The organism is Pantoea sp. SM3640 (genome assembly GCF_015654165.1).
In the GTDB taxonomy this organism is placed as follows: Bacteria; Pseudomonadota; Gammaproteobacteria; order Enterobacterales; family Enterobacteriaceae; genus Pantoea; species Pantoea vagans.
In genome coordinates this window covers 2177868-2196953 of record NZ_CP064872.1, presented here as the reverse complement: position 1 = coordinate 2196953, position 19086 = coordinate 2177868, and the positions used below count along the sequence as shown (strand labels likewise).

Below are 19086 nucleotides of genomic sequence, written 5' to 3'. Positions count from 1 at the left end.
TTATGGATAATCCTGCGGCCCGCGTGGGCGATGAGATCATTCACTCCAGCATTTTTGCTGATATCACCAGCATTGTGGCAGAAGGTGCGGCGTATGCCGTCATTGGTGCCGCAGTGGGTGCTGCTATCGTCTCGGCAGCGCCCCTGTTGGGTACAGGGGTAGCAGCGGCGAGTGTAGCCGCTGTGGGTAACAGTTGCCTGCTCAGCGGTATTCTGGGTGGTGTACTGGCCAATGCCGTGGGTCTGTCACAGGAGATCAGCAAAGCAGCCGATGGTCTGGGTAACATGATATTTCCGCCGTCACCCGCCGGTGTGATCGCCAGTGGGTCAGAGAATGTCTACGTTAATGGTCTTTTAGCCGCACGCGCGGCCGGGATGCTCACGCCCGGTGAGACACCGCCACCGGAACCACAATCGCCGCAGAGCTTTGCGGACTACGGCGGCATGCTGCTCTCTGCGGTCGGCCAGTTTGGCAGTGCAATGTGGCAGCCCACGGTCGCCTCCGCCGATGCGGGCACCTCTCCGCTGGAGCAGGACAAAGTGGCCTGTGAAAAACACAGTGCACCGCAATATCTGGCGCAGGGATCGAAAAGCGTCTTTATCAATGGCCAGCCTGCGGTACGCGCAAAGGATAAAACCACCTGTGATGCGACTGTGAGTGACGATGTGTCCCCCAATGTCATCATTGGGGGTGAAACCGTCACGGTCAGAGAGATCAAAAGTGGCAAAGTGCCTGGTCTGGCCGTGATGATGATCGGCCTTTCCCTCCTTCGTGGTCGTCCCTGTGAGATCCTCAAAAACATGCCCTGCGCGCTGGCAATGGCGGGCGGCGGGATGCTGGCAGATATGTCGATCAATGCGGCCTTCTCGTCGCTGTTCCCGGTTCATGCAGCGACCGGCGTCAAAGTCCTGAATGATGATGCCGAGCGCGATTTTTCCCTTCCCGGACGTTTCCCGCTGAGTTTTCAGCGCAGCTATAACAGCCTGACTCAGCGCGCTGGCCTGTTTGGTCAGGGCTGGGCCACGGTGTTTGACAGTTATCTGACGCTGGAAGGGAACCGGGCGACCTGGTTTGATGATAACGGGCGTGAACTGAGCTTTGACGTTCCCGGTGAAAAAGAGGTGCTCTACAGCATCAGCGAAGGGCTGATGGTTCGGCGCAATGAGTCAGGCGATATCGCTATTGCCGATGACGACGGTGCGGTATGGCGTCTTTACCGGCGCACGGCTGCCGATCCGCAGGTGCTGCGGCTGGCTTCACTCAGCGACGAGTACGGTAATGCGCTGGAGATAGGCTGGGATGAACAGGCTCGTCTGGTGCGTATCCATGACGCGCCGCTGGCGATTGACGTTACGCTGCACTATGACGACAGACAGCACGCGAGGCGTCCGACATCCGCCAGCCATTTTGATGGCGATCAGCACTGGCCCTTGACGCGCTGGACCTACAATCAACAGGGCCAGCTTGCCAGCGTCACCGATGCCGCAGGCGTTGTCACCCGACGCTTCCGGTACAACGATGACGGATTAATGGTCTGGCATCAGCTGCCCGGCGGGCTGGAAAGTGAATATCGCTGGCAGAAGCTGGATCACTGGCGTGTGGTAGAGAACCGCACCAATACCGGCGATGGCTGCCATATGCATTACGATCTTGAGGCGGGCATCACGCGTGTGTCGACCTATGACGGTCAGCAGCGCGAACACCACTGGAATGCCGCGGGCCTCATCACCTGTTTTATTGATGAGCGGGGTGAGAAGTGGCGCTATGAGTGGGATGAAAACGAACTCCTGACGCGTCGCATCGATCCGCTGGGCAACGCGGTGAGCTTCGCCTATGACGATCTGGGTAACCGCGTTGAAGAGAAAGATGCTGACGGCGGTGTTCAGGCGGTGCAATGGCTGTCACACCGTTCGCTGCCCACGGTGGTTGCCGGAGCTGATGGTTCCACAACGAAATACTATTACGATCCCCATCATGGTCTTGAGCGCGTGGTTGATGCGCTCGGGCAAAGCACGATCTATAAACGGGATGAGTCCGGGCTGGTTGTCGAGGAGATCGACGCAGCAGGTAACAGCTACCGCCGGGAGTTTAACGATGCGGGGCAGGTTATCCGTGAAACCGACTGCTCAGGGCTGACCACGCGCTACCGCTATCATCCCCTGGGCTGGCTCAGCTCTGTCACCGCGCCGGATGGTGAAGAAACCCGTTATCACTATGATGCCGCAGGACGTCCTCTTCAGCTGGAACGTGCAGAGGGATGGGAAGAGCGGTTGCACTGGAGTGAAAACGGACTGCCGCTGGCCTATGAGTCGGCTGATGGCAAGCGCAGTGAATTTCGTTACGACAATGTCGGGCGACTGATTGCCAACCGCAATGCGCAGGGTGAGACGGTTCAGCGAAGCTGGGATAGTCGTGGCCGGTTAACGGCGCTGCAAAACGAAAACGGCGAGCAGTACCAGTTCGAGTGGGGCGCAGACTCTCTGTTACTGGCTCAGGTGGGGCTGGATGGCGTTGCCACGCGATACAACTATGACGCGGCGGGCCGCACGGTATCACGTACCTTTGCCGCCGGACATCCTCAGTCCATTACCCATCGTTATCACTGGAGCCGTGCGGGACAACTGCTGGCGCGGACCACGCCGGAAGGCCAGACGCGCTATCACTACAGTGGTGGCGGCCAGCTGGGTAAAGTGTCGCAGCATCTGCCGCTGTCTGACACTGAGTGGAGCCAGCAGGCCGAGCAGGAGATCACCTTTAAATATGATGCGCTGGGCCGCATCGTTGCTGAACAGGGGGAGCAGGGCGAACTGGCGTGGGAGTATGACGCGCTGGGTAACTGCACAGCCTTAACACTGCCGGATGGTCGTAATCTCAAGCAGCTTTACTACGGCAGCGGCCATTTATTGAGCATCGCATTAGACAACCTGCCGGTCACCGAGTTTACCCGTGACACGCTGCACCGGGAACTGAGCCGGACGCAGGGCGGCCTGACCATGCGCAGTGAATATGACCGGTTAGGCAGACTGCGCCGCCGTGACGTGTTCAAAGGCGACTCGCAGCGTCCTGCACCGCGCGTCTGGTCCCGTCGGCGCGACTTCGATTACGGCAACAACCTGATTCGTGAAGAGCGTGACGATAATCCGTTCAGCCAGACATTATGGAACTACGATAACGCCGGCCGGCTGTTGTCACAGGAAGGCGCACAGCCGGGTAATGAGCAGTGGCGCTGGGATGGCGCAGGCAACCCGCTGGATCGCCATAGTGCCGCCCACGTCATCCATAACCGCGTCACCGAACTGAACGGTATCCGCTGGCAGTACGATATTCATGGCCGCACCACTGAGAAAGATGACGGCCAGACCCGCTGGCGCTACCGTTACGATGGTGAGCATCGCCTGATGGACGTCATCAGCGAGCCGCGGGACCGTAACAAGCCGCGCACAAAGGTGAGTTTCCGCTACGATCCGCTGGGACGTCGCATCAGTAAAACCAGCCAGCAGCTGTTACAGGGAAGACCATCTGGCAACGCCGTAACGACGCGTTTCGTCTGGGAAGGTTACCGTCTGCTGCAGGAGATCCACGACGGCACTCCGCTGACCTACGTTTACAGCGACAGCCAGAGCTATGAACCGCTGGCGCGTATTGATGGTGTGGAAAGCCCGGAGATCTACTGGTTCCATAATGCGGCCAACGGAATGCCGGAGCTGCTGACTGACGCTGAAGGGCAAAAAGCCTGGGAAGGGATCAACAGCCCTTGGGGCAAACTGCTGCGCGAGTCCAGCCAGCGAATGCCAGTTATTCAGCAGAACCTGCGTATGCAGGGCCAGTACCTGGACCGGGAAACCGGACTGCACTACAATCTGTTTCGTTATTATGACCCGGACAGCGGACGGTTTACCCAGCAGGACCCGATAGGGCTGGCGGGCGGGATCAACCTCTACCAGTATGCGCCGAACGCGCTGGGTTGGGTGGATCCGTGGGGGTTGAGTTGTAAGAAAACTAATACATGGAATGAATATCAGCGGCATCATCGTGGCAATTTCAAAAAAACATCCGATGCTTCCGAAGCCTATCATAATTTGATAAAAGAACAGTCTCCTTGGCCATTGAATGAACCTCCAGTTAAAGCAGAAGTTTTACCTGGTGTTAAACTTAATATGGCAGTGGCTCCGGGCCAACCTGCTACCCGCCCGGGCGGTTTTGCTACTTTCGATGATATTCCTAATAAACCTTTCGTAAGGAATGAGCTTGGAGTCAAAAATGAATGGAAACCTGATATTGATAGAGTTATTACTTATGAGGTTATAAAACCCTTGCCTGTCAACTTTGGAGAGGTAGGTCCCCAAATTGATAAAGGGGCTGGTGCTTACCTTAAAGGTGGTAAATCACAGGTGGAAATGTTAGTGCCCCCTAATGAAAGAATGGACTACTTGAGAGTAGTAGATGAAAAGCCCATCGGCGATTGAAGCAGGGAGTAAAAATGAGCGAAATTAATGATCTAAATGTCATGGCTTGTGAGTCGATTGTAAAGTGGAAATGTAAAGAAAAAATATTTTCCATGCCATTTTCTAAAATTGATCAGGTGATGGTCGATGGAAGTAGAGAGTTGATATTTGTTCTAGACCAAAAGAGAGAATTGCCTCAGAGGTTATCTATAATTAACGGAGGAGGAGAGGTTTTATCAACATTTTCGCCTCCTGATGGGGGACGGTTTTACTACATGACCATTGATGCAAAAAAAGAAGTCTTAGTAGTCTGTGTTTTTAGTGAGAAAATTGACGGGTGGAGTGATTGGCATTTTTCTTACAATCAAAAAGATAATTTGCTTGTGCGTGTTTCACCTGCATACTGATGGTTATCTATTCAACATTAGAGCGATAAGATATAATGGGTAGCTATATTTAAGTTCGTGGAGTGATGTGGTTACTCCACGAAAATCTGATAGAATAGATTTTTCAAGATTGGATAAAGTAAAATGCTTATAAAAACAAGCATGCCATTTAATTTTTTATGATTAAAGACAGTTATTTTATGAAAGATAATTCATCAGTAGCTTCCGATTCCATTCTTCGTTGCCTGAAATAAAAAACATGCTAAGAACGTGTTTTTTTAAAGCCTGAAACCACATCAGTCGTTGAACAGGAAATTCATCACATTGCCATCTTTCACGACGTACTCTTTACCTTCTGAACGTATCTTGCTGGCTTATTTAGCACCTTGCTCGCCTTTATAAGCGATAAAGTCTTAAACGCGATGGTCTGGGCGCGGATAAAGTCTTTCTCGAAGTCGGCTTGGATTTTACCGACTGCCTGAGGGCGATCGGGCGACCTGAATGGTCCATGCACGGATTTCTTTCACACCAGCGGCGATGTAGGTCTGCAGGTTCAGGAGAGAGTAACCGGCACTGATAACGCGATTCTGGCCCGGCTTTTCCAGTCTCGGTTCCGCCATGAACTCGTCCCGGTCTTCATCCTCCAGTTCGGCAAGGCCTGACCCACTGATGGCACATAATGGCACCATGAATCGAGTCTACTCGTGACACATTGCATCGGGAACTCTGAGGCACTATGCGCAATCAATGTATTTAAGGGTGACTCACAGCGTCCTGCACCGCGCGTCTGGTCCCGTCGGCGCGACTTCGATTACGGCAACAACCTGATTCGTGAAGAGCGTGACGATAATCCGTTCAGCCAGACATTATGGAACTACGATAACGCTGGCCGGCTGTTGTCTCAGGACGGTGCGCAGCCGGGTAATGAACAGTGGCGCTGGGATGGCGCAGGCAATCCGCTGGATCGCCATAGTGCCGCCCACGTCATGCATAACCGCGTCACCGAACTGAACGGTATCCGCTGGCAGTACGATATTCATGGCCGCACCACTGAGAAAGATGACGGCCAGACCCGCTGGCGCTACCGTTACGATGGTGAGCATCGCCTTATGGACGTCATCAGCGAGCCGCGGGACCGTAACAAGCCGCGCACTAAGGTGAGTTTCCGCTACGATCCGCTGGGACGCCGCATTAGTAAAACCATCCAGCAGCTGTTACAGGGAAGACCATCTGGCAACGTCGTAACGACGCGTTTTGTGTGGGAAGGCTACCGCCTGCTGCAGGAGATCCACGACGGCACTCAGCTGACCTACTTTTACAGCGACAGCCAGAGCTATGAACCGCTGGCGCGTATTGATGGCGTGGAAAGCCCGGAGATTTACTGGTTCCATAATGCGGCCAACGGGATGCCGGAGCTGCTGACAGACAGTGAAGGGCAAAAAGCCTGGGAAGGGATAAACAGCCCGTGGGGCAAACTGCTGCGCGAGTCCAGCCAGCGAATGCCTGTCGTTCAGCAGAACCTGCGTATGCAGGGCCAGTACCTGGACCGGGACTAATTTGCTTTAGCAAATTTGAACATCGCTTCAGCGATGACCCCAGAGGGGTGAGGCACCGCAGGTGCCGAATTAACCGGACTGCACTACAATCTGTTTCGTTATTATGATCCGGACAGCGGACGGTTTACTCAGCAGGACCCGATAGGGCTGGCGGGCGGGATCAACCTTTACCAGTATGCGCCGAATGCGCTGGGTTGGGTGGATCCGTGGGGGTTGATGAAGTGTAAGAACCCTGCGAAAGAAGCGACGAAGTGGCAGGGGCCAAGTAATAAAGATTATCCTGGCATCGATGTTTATGAGAATACGGTTATAAAAAAAGGGACGATTCTTTATGCTCTTCATCCTAATGGAGACCGGTTACCTGCTTATACAGTAAGCCATCCTACAGTCAGACAGTATAAAGGTGATCCACTTGGTTATCATAAAGCTTTGCAAGTTATGCTAGACCCAGCATTTACAATGCGTTCAAAGGTGAGAGCTTACAACGTTACCGAAGATATACATGTAGCCAGAGGACGTGCTGAAGCTAATGCTCAGTATGGTCGAGGAGGAGGGCTACAGTTTTATATACCGGAAGAGGCTCGGCTTAAACTGAAACCTGGAAAAGTAATTGATATATGAAAAAAATGATTTTAGAAGAGAATGGTGCTTTGCTTGTGGATGGAAGTAAAATAGAACTTTCTTCTTACGAACAATTTATTAATTCTTCGTTTTTTAAATCTTCTGATGACCTTATAACTGTAGGTGAGTATTATTTTTCAGCAAAAAATGTCATATGGCATAATGAACCGTTCCATGTACAATTTAGGCCCGCTATTTTTTCTGTTAATAAGAGCGTGTTCCTAATCAGTAAAACTGGTGAGTTTTATAAAAACATTAACGATTGGGAAAAAAGAGCAAATGTAAACGTTTTAATTTCTGAAGAGAAAAGATTGTATGAGTGGATGATGGAAAAGTATCCAGGTAATTATAAGGGTGAATTAAAAGATCCTCCATATGGTCATGTTTGGGGGTTTTCATGGGGTGAGATAACGGTACAGTCTAATGAAAAATCATTTACGTGCGGGATATATATTGAGTGGAGATAAATTTAAAATTAACCAACCTGTCATTATATTAATATGTTGTGCTGCTGCAGAAAATTATAATGAAGGTTGTTAATATTCAACTATTAACATTGGTAAGTATTATTACTGTCTGCAGGCACTGCGATATTGAAGGCCGAACAGTTGATAAATATGATGGACATACCTACTACCTACATTGCTACCATGGTGAGCGTCGCCTAAAGAAATTTATTTATTCTGCCAATTGATCTTAAAACTTTTCCGATGAAGTGTAGCTAGGTTGTTATATTTTCTTAGTGAAGGGTTTATTAGAATAACTATTTATCTCTTTTAATTAAAAATAACGTTTTTAGCTTATTTTATGGTTATCGATATGTAATCTGTTGCGGTAATGACCGGCTCTCTATTCCGAATTTCAATGCTTAAAAACTCTATCTTCATATGTTCAAACTTATAAGGAGATAAAATGAACCTGCCAGGAATGAATCCCGAAAATAACTTACCGGGTTATGACATCGCGAGAATGACCGGTTATGGGGCACCAGATTTTGATTTCAAAGCGCTGGGTGCAGCAATGGATTGCACTCGAGAGTTTTATCAGGCTGGCATCATCTATGCAGATGGCGCACAGCGTTTTCTTGTTCGATCTGGTCAGCGTCATCCTAATGGCCAAAGTGGTATCGTCACACATCTTATTGTGACCAAAACGCCTAAGCAAGCCACAGCATCTGATACGGGTAAGTCACTTAGTGAAGCAGTAAGCGCAACCTCAATGGGAACGGAGATTGCCTCGACCGTGCTTTCCTGTGGTGCAATGATTATCACAGCTGGCGTGGCGGTTATCGGCGCTTCAGCAACGCCTATAACCGCTGGCAGTAGCGGCGTGCTTGTTGCTATTGGCTATGCTGGCGCTGCCGCAACAGGCGTGCAATGTGTCAATGGTATCTACCGGGTTTATGATCTCGTCGAAAACGGTGGTCAAAACGTCGCGTGGCTGGACTCTCAGGATTGGTACGTTGCCACTTCAACGTCCCTTGACCTTATTTCACTAGCCAGCGTGGGCGGAGCGTTAAAAGAAGCCCTGGCAACATGGCGAGCGATGAAATCAGTCTCTTCTTTAAAAGCAACGGAGTGGCTCAGGAACTATCCAAGGCAGGACCGGGCACGCCTGACCGAATTAATCATTAAGGCACAAAACCCTGGTATTAGTAATAAAGAGCTTAAAGCCGCCATCCGTGCAGGACTTTATCCAAAGCGTTTCCCTGTAGAGCCAGTGCAAAAAGAACTTGTTAAGCAACTCGCGCAGGTCGTCACGAGTGCAGCTGCTGTGGCTGGCAGTGCTGTCAGTGGTATTATTGCTGCTCCGGGTAACGTGCCGCGCACCGGGCGTTATGTAGTAGGAACAATCCAGTCACTGGCGGTATTTTAATGCAATTTTTATCATGGCTTATTGGGCGTAATCTCACTGAACTGCTGCAACATGGTCGCGAAATAGATCAGCTGATTGCACGGCAGGATAATTCCGTACTTGCCCGTTCCACCACAGAGCTTGAGCGCTATTTTAAACAGCCTTCTGAGTCGCTTCCCCGGCAAAACGGCTTCCCGGTTGCACTAGTGCTGATGCTGTTACTGGTCGCATTTGCATTTAACTTGCTGACGTTTCTGCATGCTTTACCTCTGCTTACGCCACAGATACACGCGTTAAGTTTTTTTGTTCCCTCAATTGTCGTTCTTGGCGCGATACTCACCGCCAGTTATCTGCTTGCGCGAGGGCATACATCCGGTGTTCAGGGGCTGGCTTACGTCTGGGTGGTGTTGCTCATATCGACCGTGTTACTCCTGATCTACAGCGTTGTTACGGGTAGCAACTCGGGTCTGTGGCTACTTCTGGCACTCGCTGCTTTGGTGGGTGCTCGCTGGTTACTGAATGGGCAGGCTTTCATCCTGTTTGCCATTTACTGCCGGACACAACGCCTCGCCATTGTCGCCCGGCAGCGTCGCATGAAGTAACCCGTAATGGTTTTTAGTGCGGTTATCGCGGAACACCCATTCCGCGACTCTCTTCTGTTTTTCTCTCAACACAATCTTTTTCCTATGACCCACCCCTCCATTTACTCCATTCCCTGTCCCACCCCCCTGAAAAACCCACCCATCATCACTATTACCTCTGGCTATAACCTGCCGTTATACCCTCCTGCTAAACAAGCATTCGTCACCTTTCAGAACGCATGAAATAGTGGTTTCAGAACCTGATCTTTTAGCTGAAACGAGAGACAACATGCTAATCCCACAACCCTATTTACTCTTTCTTGGCGATGTAACCGATCCCCTCGCGGCAAAAACGGCGCGCGGTATTCATATCTGGCGGCCTGAGCAGTGCGTTGGCGAAATTAAACTGCCGGGCTGCACGGTCAGTCTGGGTCTGGATGAACTGGATATTCCCGGTGCCAAAGCGCGCGGTGCGAAAACGCTGGTGCTGGGCACTGCCAATGCCGGGGGATATCTGCCTGCGCACTGGCTGGAAACCATCAAAAGTGCCATCAAAGCAGGCATGAATGTTGCCAGTGGTCTGCACCATCGGCTGGTGGATGAGCCGGAACTGGTGACGCTTGCGCAGGCTTCTGGCGTTGAGCTGTTTGACCTGCGTCATATGCGTCCGGCGCTTAATGTTGGCAGCGGCAAGAAGCGCACAGGTAAGCGCATCCTGACCGTCGGTACGGACTGCTCAGTGGGCAAGATGTACACCTCACTGGCGCTGGAGGCGGCGATGCGTGCGCGCGGCATGAAAGCTGATTTTCGCGCCACGGGGCAGACCGGCATTCTGGTCGCGGGAGAGGGTATTGCTGTGGATGCGGTCATCGCTGATTTTATTGCCGGTGCAGCAGAAGCGCTTTCTCCGGCGAATGACGAGGACCACTGGGATATCGTCGAAGGTCAGGGTTCGCTGTTCCATCCCTCTTATGCGGGCGTCAGTATGGGGCTGATGCACGGAGCGCAGCCACACTGGCTGGTGATGTGCCATGAAATGGGACGCCCCCATATGCGTCATTTGCCGCACCAGCCCATGGTCAGCCTGCAGGCGTGCGTGGAAGCCAATCTGCGTGCCGCGCAGGTGACCAGTGAGTCGGTTCAGCTCGCTGGCTTTGCAATCAACACCTCCAATTACAGTGAAGAAGAGGCGCTCGCTTATTGCGCCGAAATCAGCGCTGAGTTCGGCTTACCGGCCACGGATCCGGTGCGCTTTGGTATTGATGAGATCGCCGCACTGCTTCAGGAGCGTGGCTGAAATGCGACAGTTGCAGATTGAGGTGGTGGAGCTGCCGCTGGCGCGACCCTTTGCTATCGCACGCGGTACCCGAACCGCCGTGACGGTCATCCGGGTCACACTGGAGCAGGAGGGTTTCATCGGGCAGGGCGAATGTACCCCGACGGCGCGTTACGATGAGTCGCCGGATAGCGTTCAGGCCATGCTCGAAGCCGTTCGTACTGAGGTGGAGTCGGGCCTGAGCCGTCATGATCTGCAACACCGTTTACCCGCCGGTTCAGCGCGCAACGTGCTGGACTGTGCGCTGTGGCGACTGGATGCCGCCCGGGCGAATCAGACGCTGTGGCAAATGAGCCAATGTGCTCAGCCATCGTCGGTGGTGACGGCAGAGACCCTTAGCCTCGATACGCTGGAATTCATGGCTATCGCGGCGGCAGATGCGGTCTCACGTGGCGCCATCCTGCTCAAAATTAAGCTCGACCGTAATGAGATTCTGGAAAAAGTGGCGGCGATTCGTGCGGCGGCACCGCACGCCACGCTCATTATCGATGCCAATGAAGCCTGGTCGGGGCTGGAACTGGAAAGCCTGCTGGCGGCACTGAAGGCTTTCAATATTGCGATGGTGGAGCAACCCCTTCCCGCGGGGCAGGATCATGACCTGCAACGTTTTAAACATCCCATACCGGTCTGTGCCGATGAGAGTTGCCATACGCGGGCGGATATTGCCGGATTACGCGACCGCTACGAGATGATCAACATCAAACTGGATAAGTGCGGTGGCCTGACGGAAGCGCTGGCGATGGTGGAGGAAGCCCGCGCGCGCAAAATGCGCATCATGGTCGGTTGCATGCTGGGTTCGTCACTGGCGATGGAGGCGGCATTGCCCGTCGCGGTTAACGCGGAATTCGTCGATCTGGACGGCCCCATCTGGCTTGCCGCCGACAGTTCTCCTTTCCTGAGCTACTCCGAAGGCCGTATCTGGCTATAACGCTTTGAGGCGACGATGACAGACACACAACGTACTTCTCCTGCTACCCGCGCGGCCTCGCCATCTCCCGTATTGGCGATTCAGGATCTCAGCGTCACATTTGATGGACGCAGCGGTGAGAATCAGGCACTCAAAGGCATCAGCTTTGCCATTAATCCGGGTGAAATTGTCGCCGTGGTGGGTGAAAGCGGTTCAGGTAAATCGGTTACGTCGCTGGCGGTAATGGGCCTGCTGTCCGGCAATGGACGTGTCGATCGCGGCAGCATGCAGTTTCGTGATCGCAGCGGAAACCTGCACGCGTTAGAAACCCTGAACGAAGCACAGCGCCGCACGTTGCGTGGCAATGAAATGGCAATGATCTTTCAGGAGCCGATGACCTCGCTGAATCCGGTGCTGCGCATTGACGATCAACTTACCGAGGCATTACGCGATCATCAGAAGTGCGACAGAAAACAGGCCCATGCGCGCGTGCGTGAGCTGCTGCGACAGGTGCGTATCGCGGATGTGGATCGCGTGATGAAAAGCTATCCGCACTCGCTGTCCGGCGGCATGCGGCAGCGTGTGATGATTGCGCAGGCGCTGGCCTGCGATCCGCAGCTCCTGATTGCCGACGAGCCTACCACTGCGCTCGATGTCACCGTGCAGGCGCGCATTCTCCATATTCTGCGTGAGCTGCAACGTGAGAAACAGATGGCGGTGCTGTTTATCACCCATGATATGGGCGTGGTCGCGGAAATCGCCGATCGCGTGGTGGTCATGCTGCGTGGCGAAGTGGTCGAGCAGGGAACCGTGTCTGAGATTTTTGCCTCCCCGCAGCACGCTTATACCAAAGCGTTACTGGCGGCCGTGCCCAGACTCGGCGATATGCGGGAACACGCATGGCCGCAACGCTTTACTCTGCCGGGTGCGCGGGATGCTGCGCAAAGCGAGCAGAAAACCGCTCGCTATGATGAGTCGCCGCTGCTGGATGTGCGTGGGCTGAAAGTCTATTACCCGATTCGCAGCGGCATTTTATCGGGCCTGACGCATCATGTGCATGCGGTGGAGCAGATTGATTTCACGCTGTGGCCGGGTGAAACCCTGGCCATCGTGGGTGAAAGCGGCTGCGGCAAATCGACAACCGGACGGGCACTGATGCGCCTCATCAACAGTGACGCTGAAAGCATTCATTTTGAAGGAAAGGAGATCTCTGACCTGAAAGAGGCGGAGTTCCAGCCGCTGCGCCGTGAAATCCAGATGGTGTTTCAGGATCCCTATGCGTCACTGAATCCCCGCCTGACAGTGGGGTTCACGATTGCCGAGCCGTTGCTGCTACATGGCATGGTCTCTTCACTTGAACAGGCTTCTCCACAGATCGATGCGCTGCTGAAGAGCGTCGGTCTCCTGCCGGAGCACGCGCGTCGTTATCCGCACGAATTTTCTGGCGGTCAGCGTCAGCGTATTGCCATCGCCCGCGCCATGGCGCTGAAACCGAAAGTGATCATTGCGGATGAAGCGGTATCGGCCCTGGACGTCTCGATTCAGGCGCAGGTGGTGAATCTGATGATGGACCTGCAGCACCAGACGGGCGTGGCATGGATCTTCATCTCTCACGACATGGCGGTCGTCGAGCGCATTGCGAATCGCGTCGCGGTGATGTACCTCGGCCAGATAGTCGAGCTTGGTCCGCGCCAGTCGGTCTTTAATCAGCCGCAACACCCCTATACCCGGCGTCTGCTGGCCTCCGTGCCGGTCGCCGATCCTGAGAACCGTCAGCCCCGTCTTTTCGATGACAGCGAAATTCCTTCGCCGTTACGTAAGGTGGGTGAAACGGTCACTAAACCCCGTTATCGCCAGGTTGCGCCCCAGCACTGGGTCGCTGACGGCATTGCATTGTAATTATCCTCAACGCTCAGGAGAATATATGAAAACACTGTTTCGCCGTACTTCGCTGGCTCTCGCATTGACGACAACGCTGGTCATGACTGCGCAGGCACAGGATCTGCGCATCTCCATGTATGCCGATATTACGGGACTGGATCCGCACGACACCTCGGATAATGTCAGTTACTCGGTGCAGAGCGGCATCTTTGAGCGCCTGTTCCAGTTTGATCCGCAGATGAAGCTGCAGCCCTGGCTGGCGACCGGTTATACCTCCAATGACAGTGCCACCGAATTTACGCTGACGCTGCGCAAAGGCGTCACCTTTCAGGACGGTACCCCGTTTGATGCGGACGCTGTCAAAGCTAACCTTGATCGGCTGGCAGACCAGAAAAAAGGGCTGAAGCGTAACAGCCTCTACAAGATGATCGATAAGGTCACGGTGCTGGCACCTGACCAGGTAAAAATCGATCTCAATCAGTCGTTCGGGGCCTTTATCAACACGCTGGCGCATCCTTCGGCGGTGATGTGGAGCCCGTCCGTTCTTAAGCAATATCCGGACGAAGCGCAGTTGCGGCTGCATCCGGTGGGAACCGGTCCGTTTAAATTCGTCAACTGGACACCGGGCAAAGCGGTCACGCTGGCGAAGTATGACGGTTACTGGCAGCAGGGATGGCCTAAAGTCGACCATGTGATCTTCTCGCCGAGTCCGGAAGATGCGACCCGCGTCGCCGCATTAAAATCGGGGCAGGTGGATGCCATCTGGCCATTGCCGTCAGACCTGATCGCGACCGTGAAGCAGGACAGCCACCTTTCGATTCAGCGTGACCCCAGCATCTATCTCTATTACATGGCGATCAACACGCAGCACAAGCCGCTGGCCGATGTGCGGGTGCGTCAGGCCATCAACTATGCGATTGACCGTAATCTATGGCTGAAAGTGGCCTTTGCCGGACTGGGCAAACCGGCCACCTCCGCGATGCCGGAAGGGGTGCAGTTTTATCAGAAACAAACCGACCCTGACTATCGCTATGCACCGGACGAGGCTAAAGCGTTGCTCAAAGCCGCGGGCTATCCGAATGGTCTGGATCTTAAGCTCTGGGTGACCAATGCCACGGCCAGCGTCCGTGCCGCACAGGTGCTGAAAGCGCAGCTGGCCACCGTGGGCATCCGTGCCACCGTGACACCGATGGATTCCGGCACGCGCAACGCCAAATTGTGGGGCGTAAAGGATCCGAAAATGGCGGAGTTTGACCTCTATTATGGCGGCTGGTCGACCTCTACAGGCGACGCCGACTGGGCGCTGCGTCCGCTGTTTGCCACCGAATCCTGGGTGCCGACCTCCTACAACGTCTCCTACTTCAGCAATCCGGATGCAGACAAAGCGATTGCGGCCGGACTGGCGACCGCCGATCCGGCAAAGCGCGGCATCGCCTATGCGCAGGCGCAAAAGGTGCTCTGGAAAGAGGCACCAGTAGCGTTCCTTGGCACGCCAGACAATCTGGTGGGCAAGCGCAACACGCTGAGCGGCGTTTCGATGCTGCCTGATGGCAATTTGCTGTTCACTCAGGCGTCCTTTAAATAAGACGGTTTCTTCTTTCTCGTCCCCTGTCCGGAACGGGTCGGGGACGTGAGAAGGCCCGTCGCACCTCATTTCAGGGAATGGCATGATTGCATACATCCTTCGCCGATTACTGGAGATGATCCCGGTTTTGCTGGTGGTCTCGCTACTGGTTTTCGGTTTTATCAAGCTCATGCCGGGCGATCCGGCGCGCATTTATGCCGGACCGGATGCGCCCATTGAGGCGGTCGAGGCGGCGCGTCAGCATCTCGGGCTGAACGATCCGCTGCCGCAGCAGTATCTCCACTGGATCGGCAGCCTGTTGCAGGGCGATCTGGGCACTACCTATCGCACCCAGCAACCAGTGCGGGAGGTGATTGGGCAGGGCTTTATGCCGACGCTGTGGCTCGCCTTAGCGGGTTTTACCTGGTCCGTTATTCTCGGGTTGTTATTTGGCGTGATGGCGGCTCTGAAACGGGGAAAATGGCAGGACTGGACGCTGATGAGCGTGGCGGTCGGCGGCATTTCGATGCCGGCTTTCTGGCTGGGACTGTTGCTCATCCAGTTCGTCGCGATGCCTTTCGGGCTGTTCTCCGTCAGCGGCTTTAACAGAGCCAGCGATATTGTCCTGCCCGCCATCACGCTGGGTTCATCGGTGGCGGCGGTCATGGCGCGCTTTACCCGTTCGGCCTTCCTGGAGGTGGCGCAGGAAGATTATGTGCGTACCGCAAAAGCCAAAGGGCTGCGCAACCGCCTGGTGACGTGGAAACATGTGATGCGCAATGCGCTTATCCCGGTGATCACTATGCTGGGTCTGCAGTTCGGTTTTCTGCTGGGCGGATCCATCGTTGTGGAGAGTGTTTTCAACTGGCCGGGATTAGGCTGGTTACTGATTGAGTCGATCAAAGCGCAGGATCAGCCGGTGATTCAGGCGCTGGTGATGCTGTTCGTGTTTGAGTTTATTGTGATTAACCTGCTGGTCGATCTGCTTTACGCGGTGGTCAATCCGGCCATTCGTCTGCGACAGGAGCCGAAATGAGTAGTCAATCGCTGACCGAAAATCCGCCTCAGATCATTCGTTCGCCGTGGCGTGATTTCCTGCATGCCTTTGTGCGTAACCCGCTGGCGCTGGTCTCTGGCGGGTTTGTGCTGCTGCTAATTGTGGTGGCGATTTTTGCCCCCTGGCTGGCACCCTGGGATCCCATGGTCCCGGACTGGATGGCGCTGTCGTCGCCGCCTTCTACGGCACACTGGATGGGGACCGACGAGCTGGGGCGCGACCTGCTCAGCCGCATTATCTATGGGGCGCGCATCTCGCTCTATATCGGCGTGCTGTCGGTGACGATGGGCATGCTGGTCGGGGTGATACTGGGCTTACTGGCGGGCTATTACGGCGGTTGGGTCGATATGCTGATCATGCGCGGTGCCGACGTCTTATTCGCGTTTCCCGGCATGTTGCTGGCCATTGCGGTAGTGGCGCTGCTGGGAACGGGTCTGAACAACGTCATTATCGCGGTTGCGGTCTTCAGCGTACCGGTATTTGCCCGTATCGTGCGGGCGTCGACGCTCTCTCTGAAGCAGGCTGCCTATGTTGAAGCCGTGCGCTGTGCCGGTGCGCCAGACCGCGTGATTATTCTGCGGCATATTCTGCCCGGCACGCTCTCCAGCGTGATTGTCTATTTCACTATGCGCATTGGCACCAGTATTCTGACGGCGGCAGGTCTGAGTTTTATCGGACTGGGTCCGGAGCCAGACGTGCCGGAATGGGGCAATATTCTGGCGATGAGCCGTAGCATGATGATGGCCGGGGCCTGGCACATGAGCGTATTCCCGGGACTGGCGATCTTTATTACCGTGCTGGCATTTAATCTGCTTGGCGACGCGCTGCGCGACACGCTCGATCCCAAACTCAAGGGCTGAAGATGGATTATCAACAACTGCAGCGCGACCTGCTGCTGGATCGCTGGCGTGACAGGCGTCAGCTCGGGCAGCCGCGCAGCGCATGCGGACCCACGAATCGCATCAGCGATGTCCCGGGCGTGCGTGTCGGACATGACACGCTGAGTGAAGGCGAAAAGCAGACTGGCGTCACCGCTATCGTTCCGCCGGGCGACAATCTGTTTCTCACGCCGCTGCCGTGTGGAGCTGAGGTGCTGAACGGCTTTGCGAAACCCGTCGGACTGGTGCAGATAGAGGAACTTGGCGTGCTTCAGACGCCGATTCTGCTCAGTAATACGCTGGCAGTTGGCACGCTGTTTACCGCGCTGGTGCGAAATGCTATCCGTCGTAACCCGGAACTGGGACGAACGTTGCCCACGGTCAACCCGCTGGTGCTGGAGTGCAACGATGGCTGGCTGAATGATATCCAGGCGCTGGCTGTCAGTGAGGCGATGGCGCAGGCGGCGCTGCAGACGGCCTCCGCTGACTTCGCGCGCGGCAGCGTCGGCGCGGGACGCGGGATGAGCTGTTTCAGCCTTAAAGGGGGCATCGGCACCGCCTCGCGGGTTATTCCCTCGCTTAACGCCACGCTTGGCGTGCTGGTGCTGGCCAATTTCGGCGCACTGGAGGCCTTAACGATCGATGGCGTGCGGGCGGGCGAGATGATTGCGCCGCTACTGGCCGGGGGGACGCCGCAGCTGGATGCCGGTTCTGTCATCATCATTATGGCCACAGATGCACCGCTGGATGCCCGTCAGCTGAAGCGCATCGCGAAGCGGGCCGGTGCCGGTCTGGGGCGGCTGGGCAGTTACTGGGGCCACGGCTCGGGCGATATTGCGGTGGCGTTTTCCACGCAACCGCTGCCGCAACCGCCGCAGGACGACACGCTGGAGCCGCTGCTTGCCGCGGCAGCCGATGCCACTGAACAGGCGGTACTGGATGCCTTGCTGAGCGCCGAGGCTGTTACCGGCTTTCGCGGTCACCATCGACCCTCACTGACGCAGATTCTGGACAGGTTAACCTCATGAAAATTTTTATCTCAGCCGACATTGAAGGCATCGCGGGCGTCATGCGCCCGGAGCAGTGCACACCCGGTCAACCGGAGCATCAGATCGCCCGTGGTCTGATGGAGCAGGAAGTGAATGCCGCGATTGAGGGGGCGTTCGCCGGCGGCGCAACGGAAGTAGTTGTTGCCGATAGCCATGCGCAGATGACCAATTTACGTGCGGAAAATATCGATCCCCGCGCCCGACTGGTGCAGGGCAAACCTCGCTGCCTGTCGATGGTAGAAGGGATAGAACAGCAGCGGTTCGACGGGCTGTTTCTGGTAGGATTTCACAGCGCAGCAGGTGAACCCGGCGTACTGGCGCATACCATCAATGGGCGTGCGTTCTGGCGTATACACATCAATGGCCTGGTGATGGGCGAAACCGATATTTATGCCGCCGCCGCCGCTGAACAGGGTACGCCATTGCTGCTGGTCACCGGCGACGATCAGTTACAGAGCTGGATAGCGGAACACTACCCCTCAGTCGATTATGTCTGTGTAAAACGCGCCATTTCGCATACCTGCGCGGAATCCATTAGTCCACAGACGGCCCAGCGTGCGATCGCGGCCGCAGCACGCGCTGCGCTGAAGCATCAACCCCAGGTGAGCACGACCCGCCTGACGGCACCTTACGCTATGCAGCTTCAGGCCACAAAACCGGTGCTGGCCGATCTGTTCAGCCTGATCCCTGGCGTCACGCGCCTTGACGCCGTTACCGTGGGCTATCAGGCGGAGAAGATGGAGACGTTAATCAGCTTACTCAGTGCCTTCTCCTATCTGGCGAGTACCCAGTCGTAGCGACATCATTCCAGGGCTGCCTGCAACGTCAGCCCGTTTATCCCGCCTTTCTGTTCGCCTGACACTGTGCTGCCGGATGTACATATGCCTCATCCCCCGGACGAGACAGGATCGCTGCTGGCTTCAGCACGATGAACCCACACTTCTGAACCAGCTGCACCACGGCAGCGCGAG

At 55.1% G+C, this 19086-nt stretch carries 14 protein-coding genes and 2 pseudogenes; 14 read left to right on the top strand and 2 right to left on the bottom strand.

Features of this window, described 5'->3' with window-relative positions:
• Positions 1–2: 2 nt before the first annotated feature.
• Both IV493_RS10185 and IV493_RS10180 read left to right on the top strand, forming a co-directional pair.
• Positions 3–4466, top strand: coding sequence for an RHS repeat-associated core domain-containing protein (locus IV493_RS10185; RefSeq protein WP_195857083.1), 4464 nt, complete (start codon positions 3–5; stop codon positions 4464–4466).
• A 14-nt stretch (positions 4467–4480) separates the two neighbouring features.
• Complete coding sequence (locus IV493_RS10180; protein ID WP_195857082.1) at positions 4481–4852, top strand: hypothetical protein; 372 nt, start codon at positions 4481–4483, stop codon at positions 4850–4852.
• 275 nt (positions 4853–5127) lie between these two features.
• Here the strand turns inward: IV493_RS10180 and IV493_RS18670 are convergent.
• Together IV493_RS18670 and IV493_RS18665 are read right to left on the bottom strand one after the other, a co-directional pair.
• Positions 5128–5345: pseudogene (locus IV493_RS18670) on the bottom strand (DUF933 domain-containing protein).
• Positions 5299–5451 (bottom strand): hypothetical protein, encoded by a 153-nt coding sequence (locus IV493_RS18665; RefSeq protein WP_370584684.1) that lies wholly within the window; start codon positions 5449–5451, stop codon positions 5299–5301. Before IV493_RS18665 ends, IV493_RS18670 begins: the two are co-directional and overlap by 47 nt.
• A 126-nt stretch (positions 5452–5577) precedes the next feature.
• Here IV493_RS18665 and IV493_RS10170 point away from each other — a divergent pair.
• The 12 genes and pseudogenes from IV493_RS10170 to IV493_RS10115 all read left to right on the top strand — a co-directional run.
• Positions 5578–7008, top strand: a pseudogene (locus IV493_RS10170) (RHS repeat domain-containing protein); the annotation flags it as partial.
• Positions 7005–7475 carry a hypothetical protein gene (locus IV493_RS10165; RefSeq protein WP_107319575.1) on the top strand — a complete coding sequence of 157 codons (471 nt, stop codon included), beginning with the start codon at positions 7005–7007 and terminating at the stop codon, positions 7473–7475. The pseudogene IV493_RS10170 and the gene IV493_RS10165, both read left to right, overlap by 4 nt.
• Before the next feature lie 445 nt (positions 7476–7920).
• Positions 7921–8883, top strand: a complete 963-nt coding sequence (locus IV493_RS10160) for a hypothetical protein (RefSeq protein ID WP_013357595.1) — start codon at positions 7921–7923, stop codon at positions 8881–8883.
• Positions 8883–9464 (top strand): hypothetical protein, encoded by a 582-nt coding sequence (locus IV493_RS10155; protein ID WP_195857081.1) that lies wholly within the window; start codon positions 8883–8885, stop codon positions 9462–9464. Before IV493_RS10160 ends, IV493_RS10155 begins: the two co-directional genes overlap by 1 nt.
• 268 nt (positions 9465–9732) lie before the next feature.
• Positions 9733–10740, top strand: a complete 1008-nt coding sequence (gene dgcN, locus IV493_RS10150; RefSeq protein ID WP_061062276.1) for an N-acetyltransferase DgcN — start codon at positions 9733–9735, stop codon at positions 10738–10740.
• Between the two features lies 1 nt (position 10741).
• Positions 10742–11707 (top strand): N-acetyl-D-Glu racemase DgcA, encoded by a 966-nt coding sequence (gene dgcA, locus IV493_RS10145; RefSeq protein WP_195857080.1) that lies wholly within the window; start codon positions 10742–10744, stop codon positions 11705–11707.
• Positions 11708–11722: 15 nt separating this feature from the next.
• Positions 11723–13585 carry an ABC transporter ATP-binding protein gene (locus IV493_RS10140; protein WP_195857079.1) on the top strand — a complete coding sequence of 621 codons (1863 nt, stop codon included), beginning with the start codon at positions 11723–11725 and terminating at the stop codon, positions 13583–13585.
• Positions 13586–13610: 25 nt separating this feature from the next.
• On the top strand, positions 13611–15152 hold the full coding sequence (locus tag IV493_RS10135) for a glutathione ABC transporter substrate-binding protein (RefSeq protein ID WP_195857078.1): 1542 nt from the start codon (positions 13611–13613) through the stop codon (positions 15150–15152).
• 82 nt (positions 15153–15234) lie between these two features.
• Complete coding sequence (locus IV493_RS10130) at positions 15235–16167, top strand: ABC transporter permease (protein ID WP_195857077.1); 933 nt, start codon at positions 15235–15237, stop codon at positions 16165–16167.
• Positions 16164–17048 (top strand): ABC transporter permease subunit, encoded by an 885-nt coding sequence (locus tag IV493_RS10125; protein ID WP_110331786.1) that lies wholly within the window; start codon positions 16164–16166, stop codon positions 17046–17048. The genes IV493_RS10130 and IV493_RS10125 overlap by 4 nt, the downstream gene beginning before the upstream one ends.
• Positions 17049–17050: 2 nt before the next feature.
• Positions 17051–18094 (top strand): P1 family peptidase, encoded by a 1044-nt coding sequence (locus IV493_RS10120; RefSeq protein ID WP_195857076.1) that lies wholly within the window; start codon positions 17051–17053, stop codon positions 18092–18094.
• Positions 18091–18912, top strand: coding sequence for a M55 family metallopeptidase (locus tag IV493_RS10115; RefSeq protein WP_195857075.1), 822 nt, complete (start codon positions 18091–18093; stop codon positions 18910–18912). Before IV493_RS10120 ends, IV493_RS10115 begins: the two co-directional genes overlap by 4 nt.
• Positions 18913–19086 lie beyond the last annotated feature (174 nt).

Coding starts and splice junctions, on each gene's coding strand:
- IV493_RS10185 (WP_195857083.1), top strand. CDS start 3: ATGGATAATCCTGCGGCCCGCGTGGGCGATGAGATCATTCACTCCAGC.
- IV493_RS10180 (WP_195857082.1), top strand. CDS start 4,481: ATGAGCGAAATTAATGATCTAAATGTCATGGCTTGTGAGTCGATTGTA.
- IV493_RS18665 (WP_370584684.1), bottom strand. CDS start 5,451: ATGGCGGAACCGAGACTGGAAAAGCCGGGCCAGAATCGCGTTATCAGT.
- IV493_RS10165 (WP_107319575.1), top strand. CDS start 7,005: ATGAAAAAAATGATTTTAGAAGAGAATGGTGCTTTGCTTGTGGATGGA.
- IV493_RS10160 (WP_013357595.1), top strand. CDS start 7,921: ATGAACCTGCCAGGAATGAATCCCGAAAATAACTTACCGGGTTATGAC.
- IV493_RS10155 (WP_195857081.1), top strand. CDS start 8,883: ATGCAATTTTTATCATGGCTTATTGGGCGTAATCTCACTGAACTGCTG.
- dgcN (WP_061062276.1), top strand. CDS start 9,733: ATGCTAATCCCACAACCCTATTTACTCTTTCTTGGCGATGTAACCGAT.
- dgcA (WP_195857080.1), top strand. CDS start 10,742: ATGCGACAGTTGCAGATTGAGGTGGTGGAGCTGCCGCTGGCGCGACCC.
- IV493_RS10140 (WP_195857079.1), top strand. CDS start 11,723: ATGACAGACACACAACGTACTTCTCCTGCTACCCGCGCGGCCTCGCCA.
- IV493_RS10135 (WP_195857078.1), top strand. CDS start 13,611: ATGAAAACACTGTTTCGCCGTACTTCGCTGGCTCTCGCATTGACGACA.
- IV493_RS10130 (WP_195857077.1), top strand. CDS start 15,235: ATGATTGCATACATCCTTCGCCGATTACTGGAGATGATCCCGGTTTTG.
- IV493_RS10125 (WP_110331786.1), top strand. CDS start 16,164: ATGAGTAGTCAATCGCTGACCGAAAATCCGCCTCAGATCATTCGTTCG.
- IV493_RS10120 (WP_195857076.1), top strand. CDS start 17,051: ATGGATTATCAACAACTGCAGCGCGACCTGCTGCTGGATCGCTGGCGT.
- IV493_RS10115 (WP_195857075.1), top strand. CDS start 18,091: ATGAAAATTTTTATCTCAGCCGACATTGAAGGCATCGCGGGCGTCATG.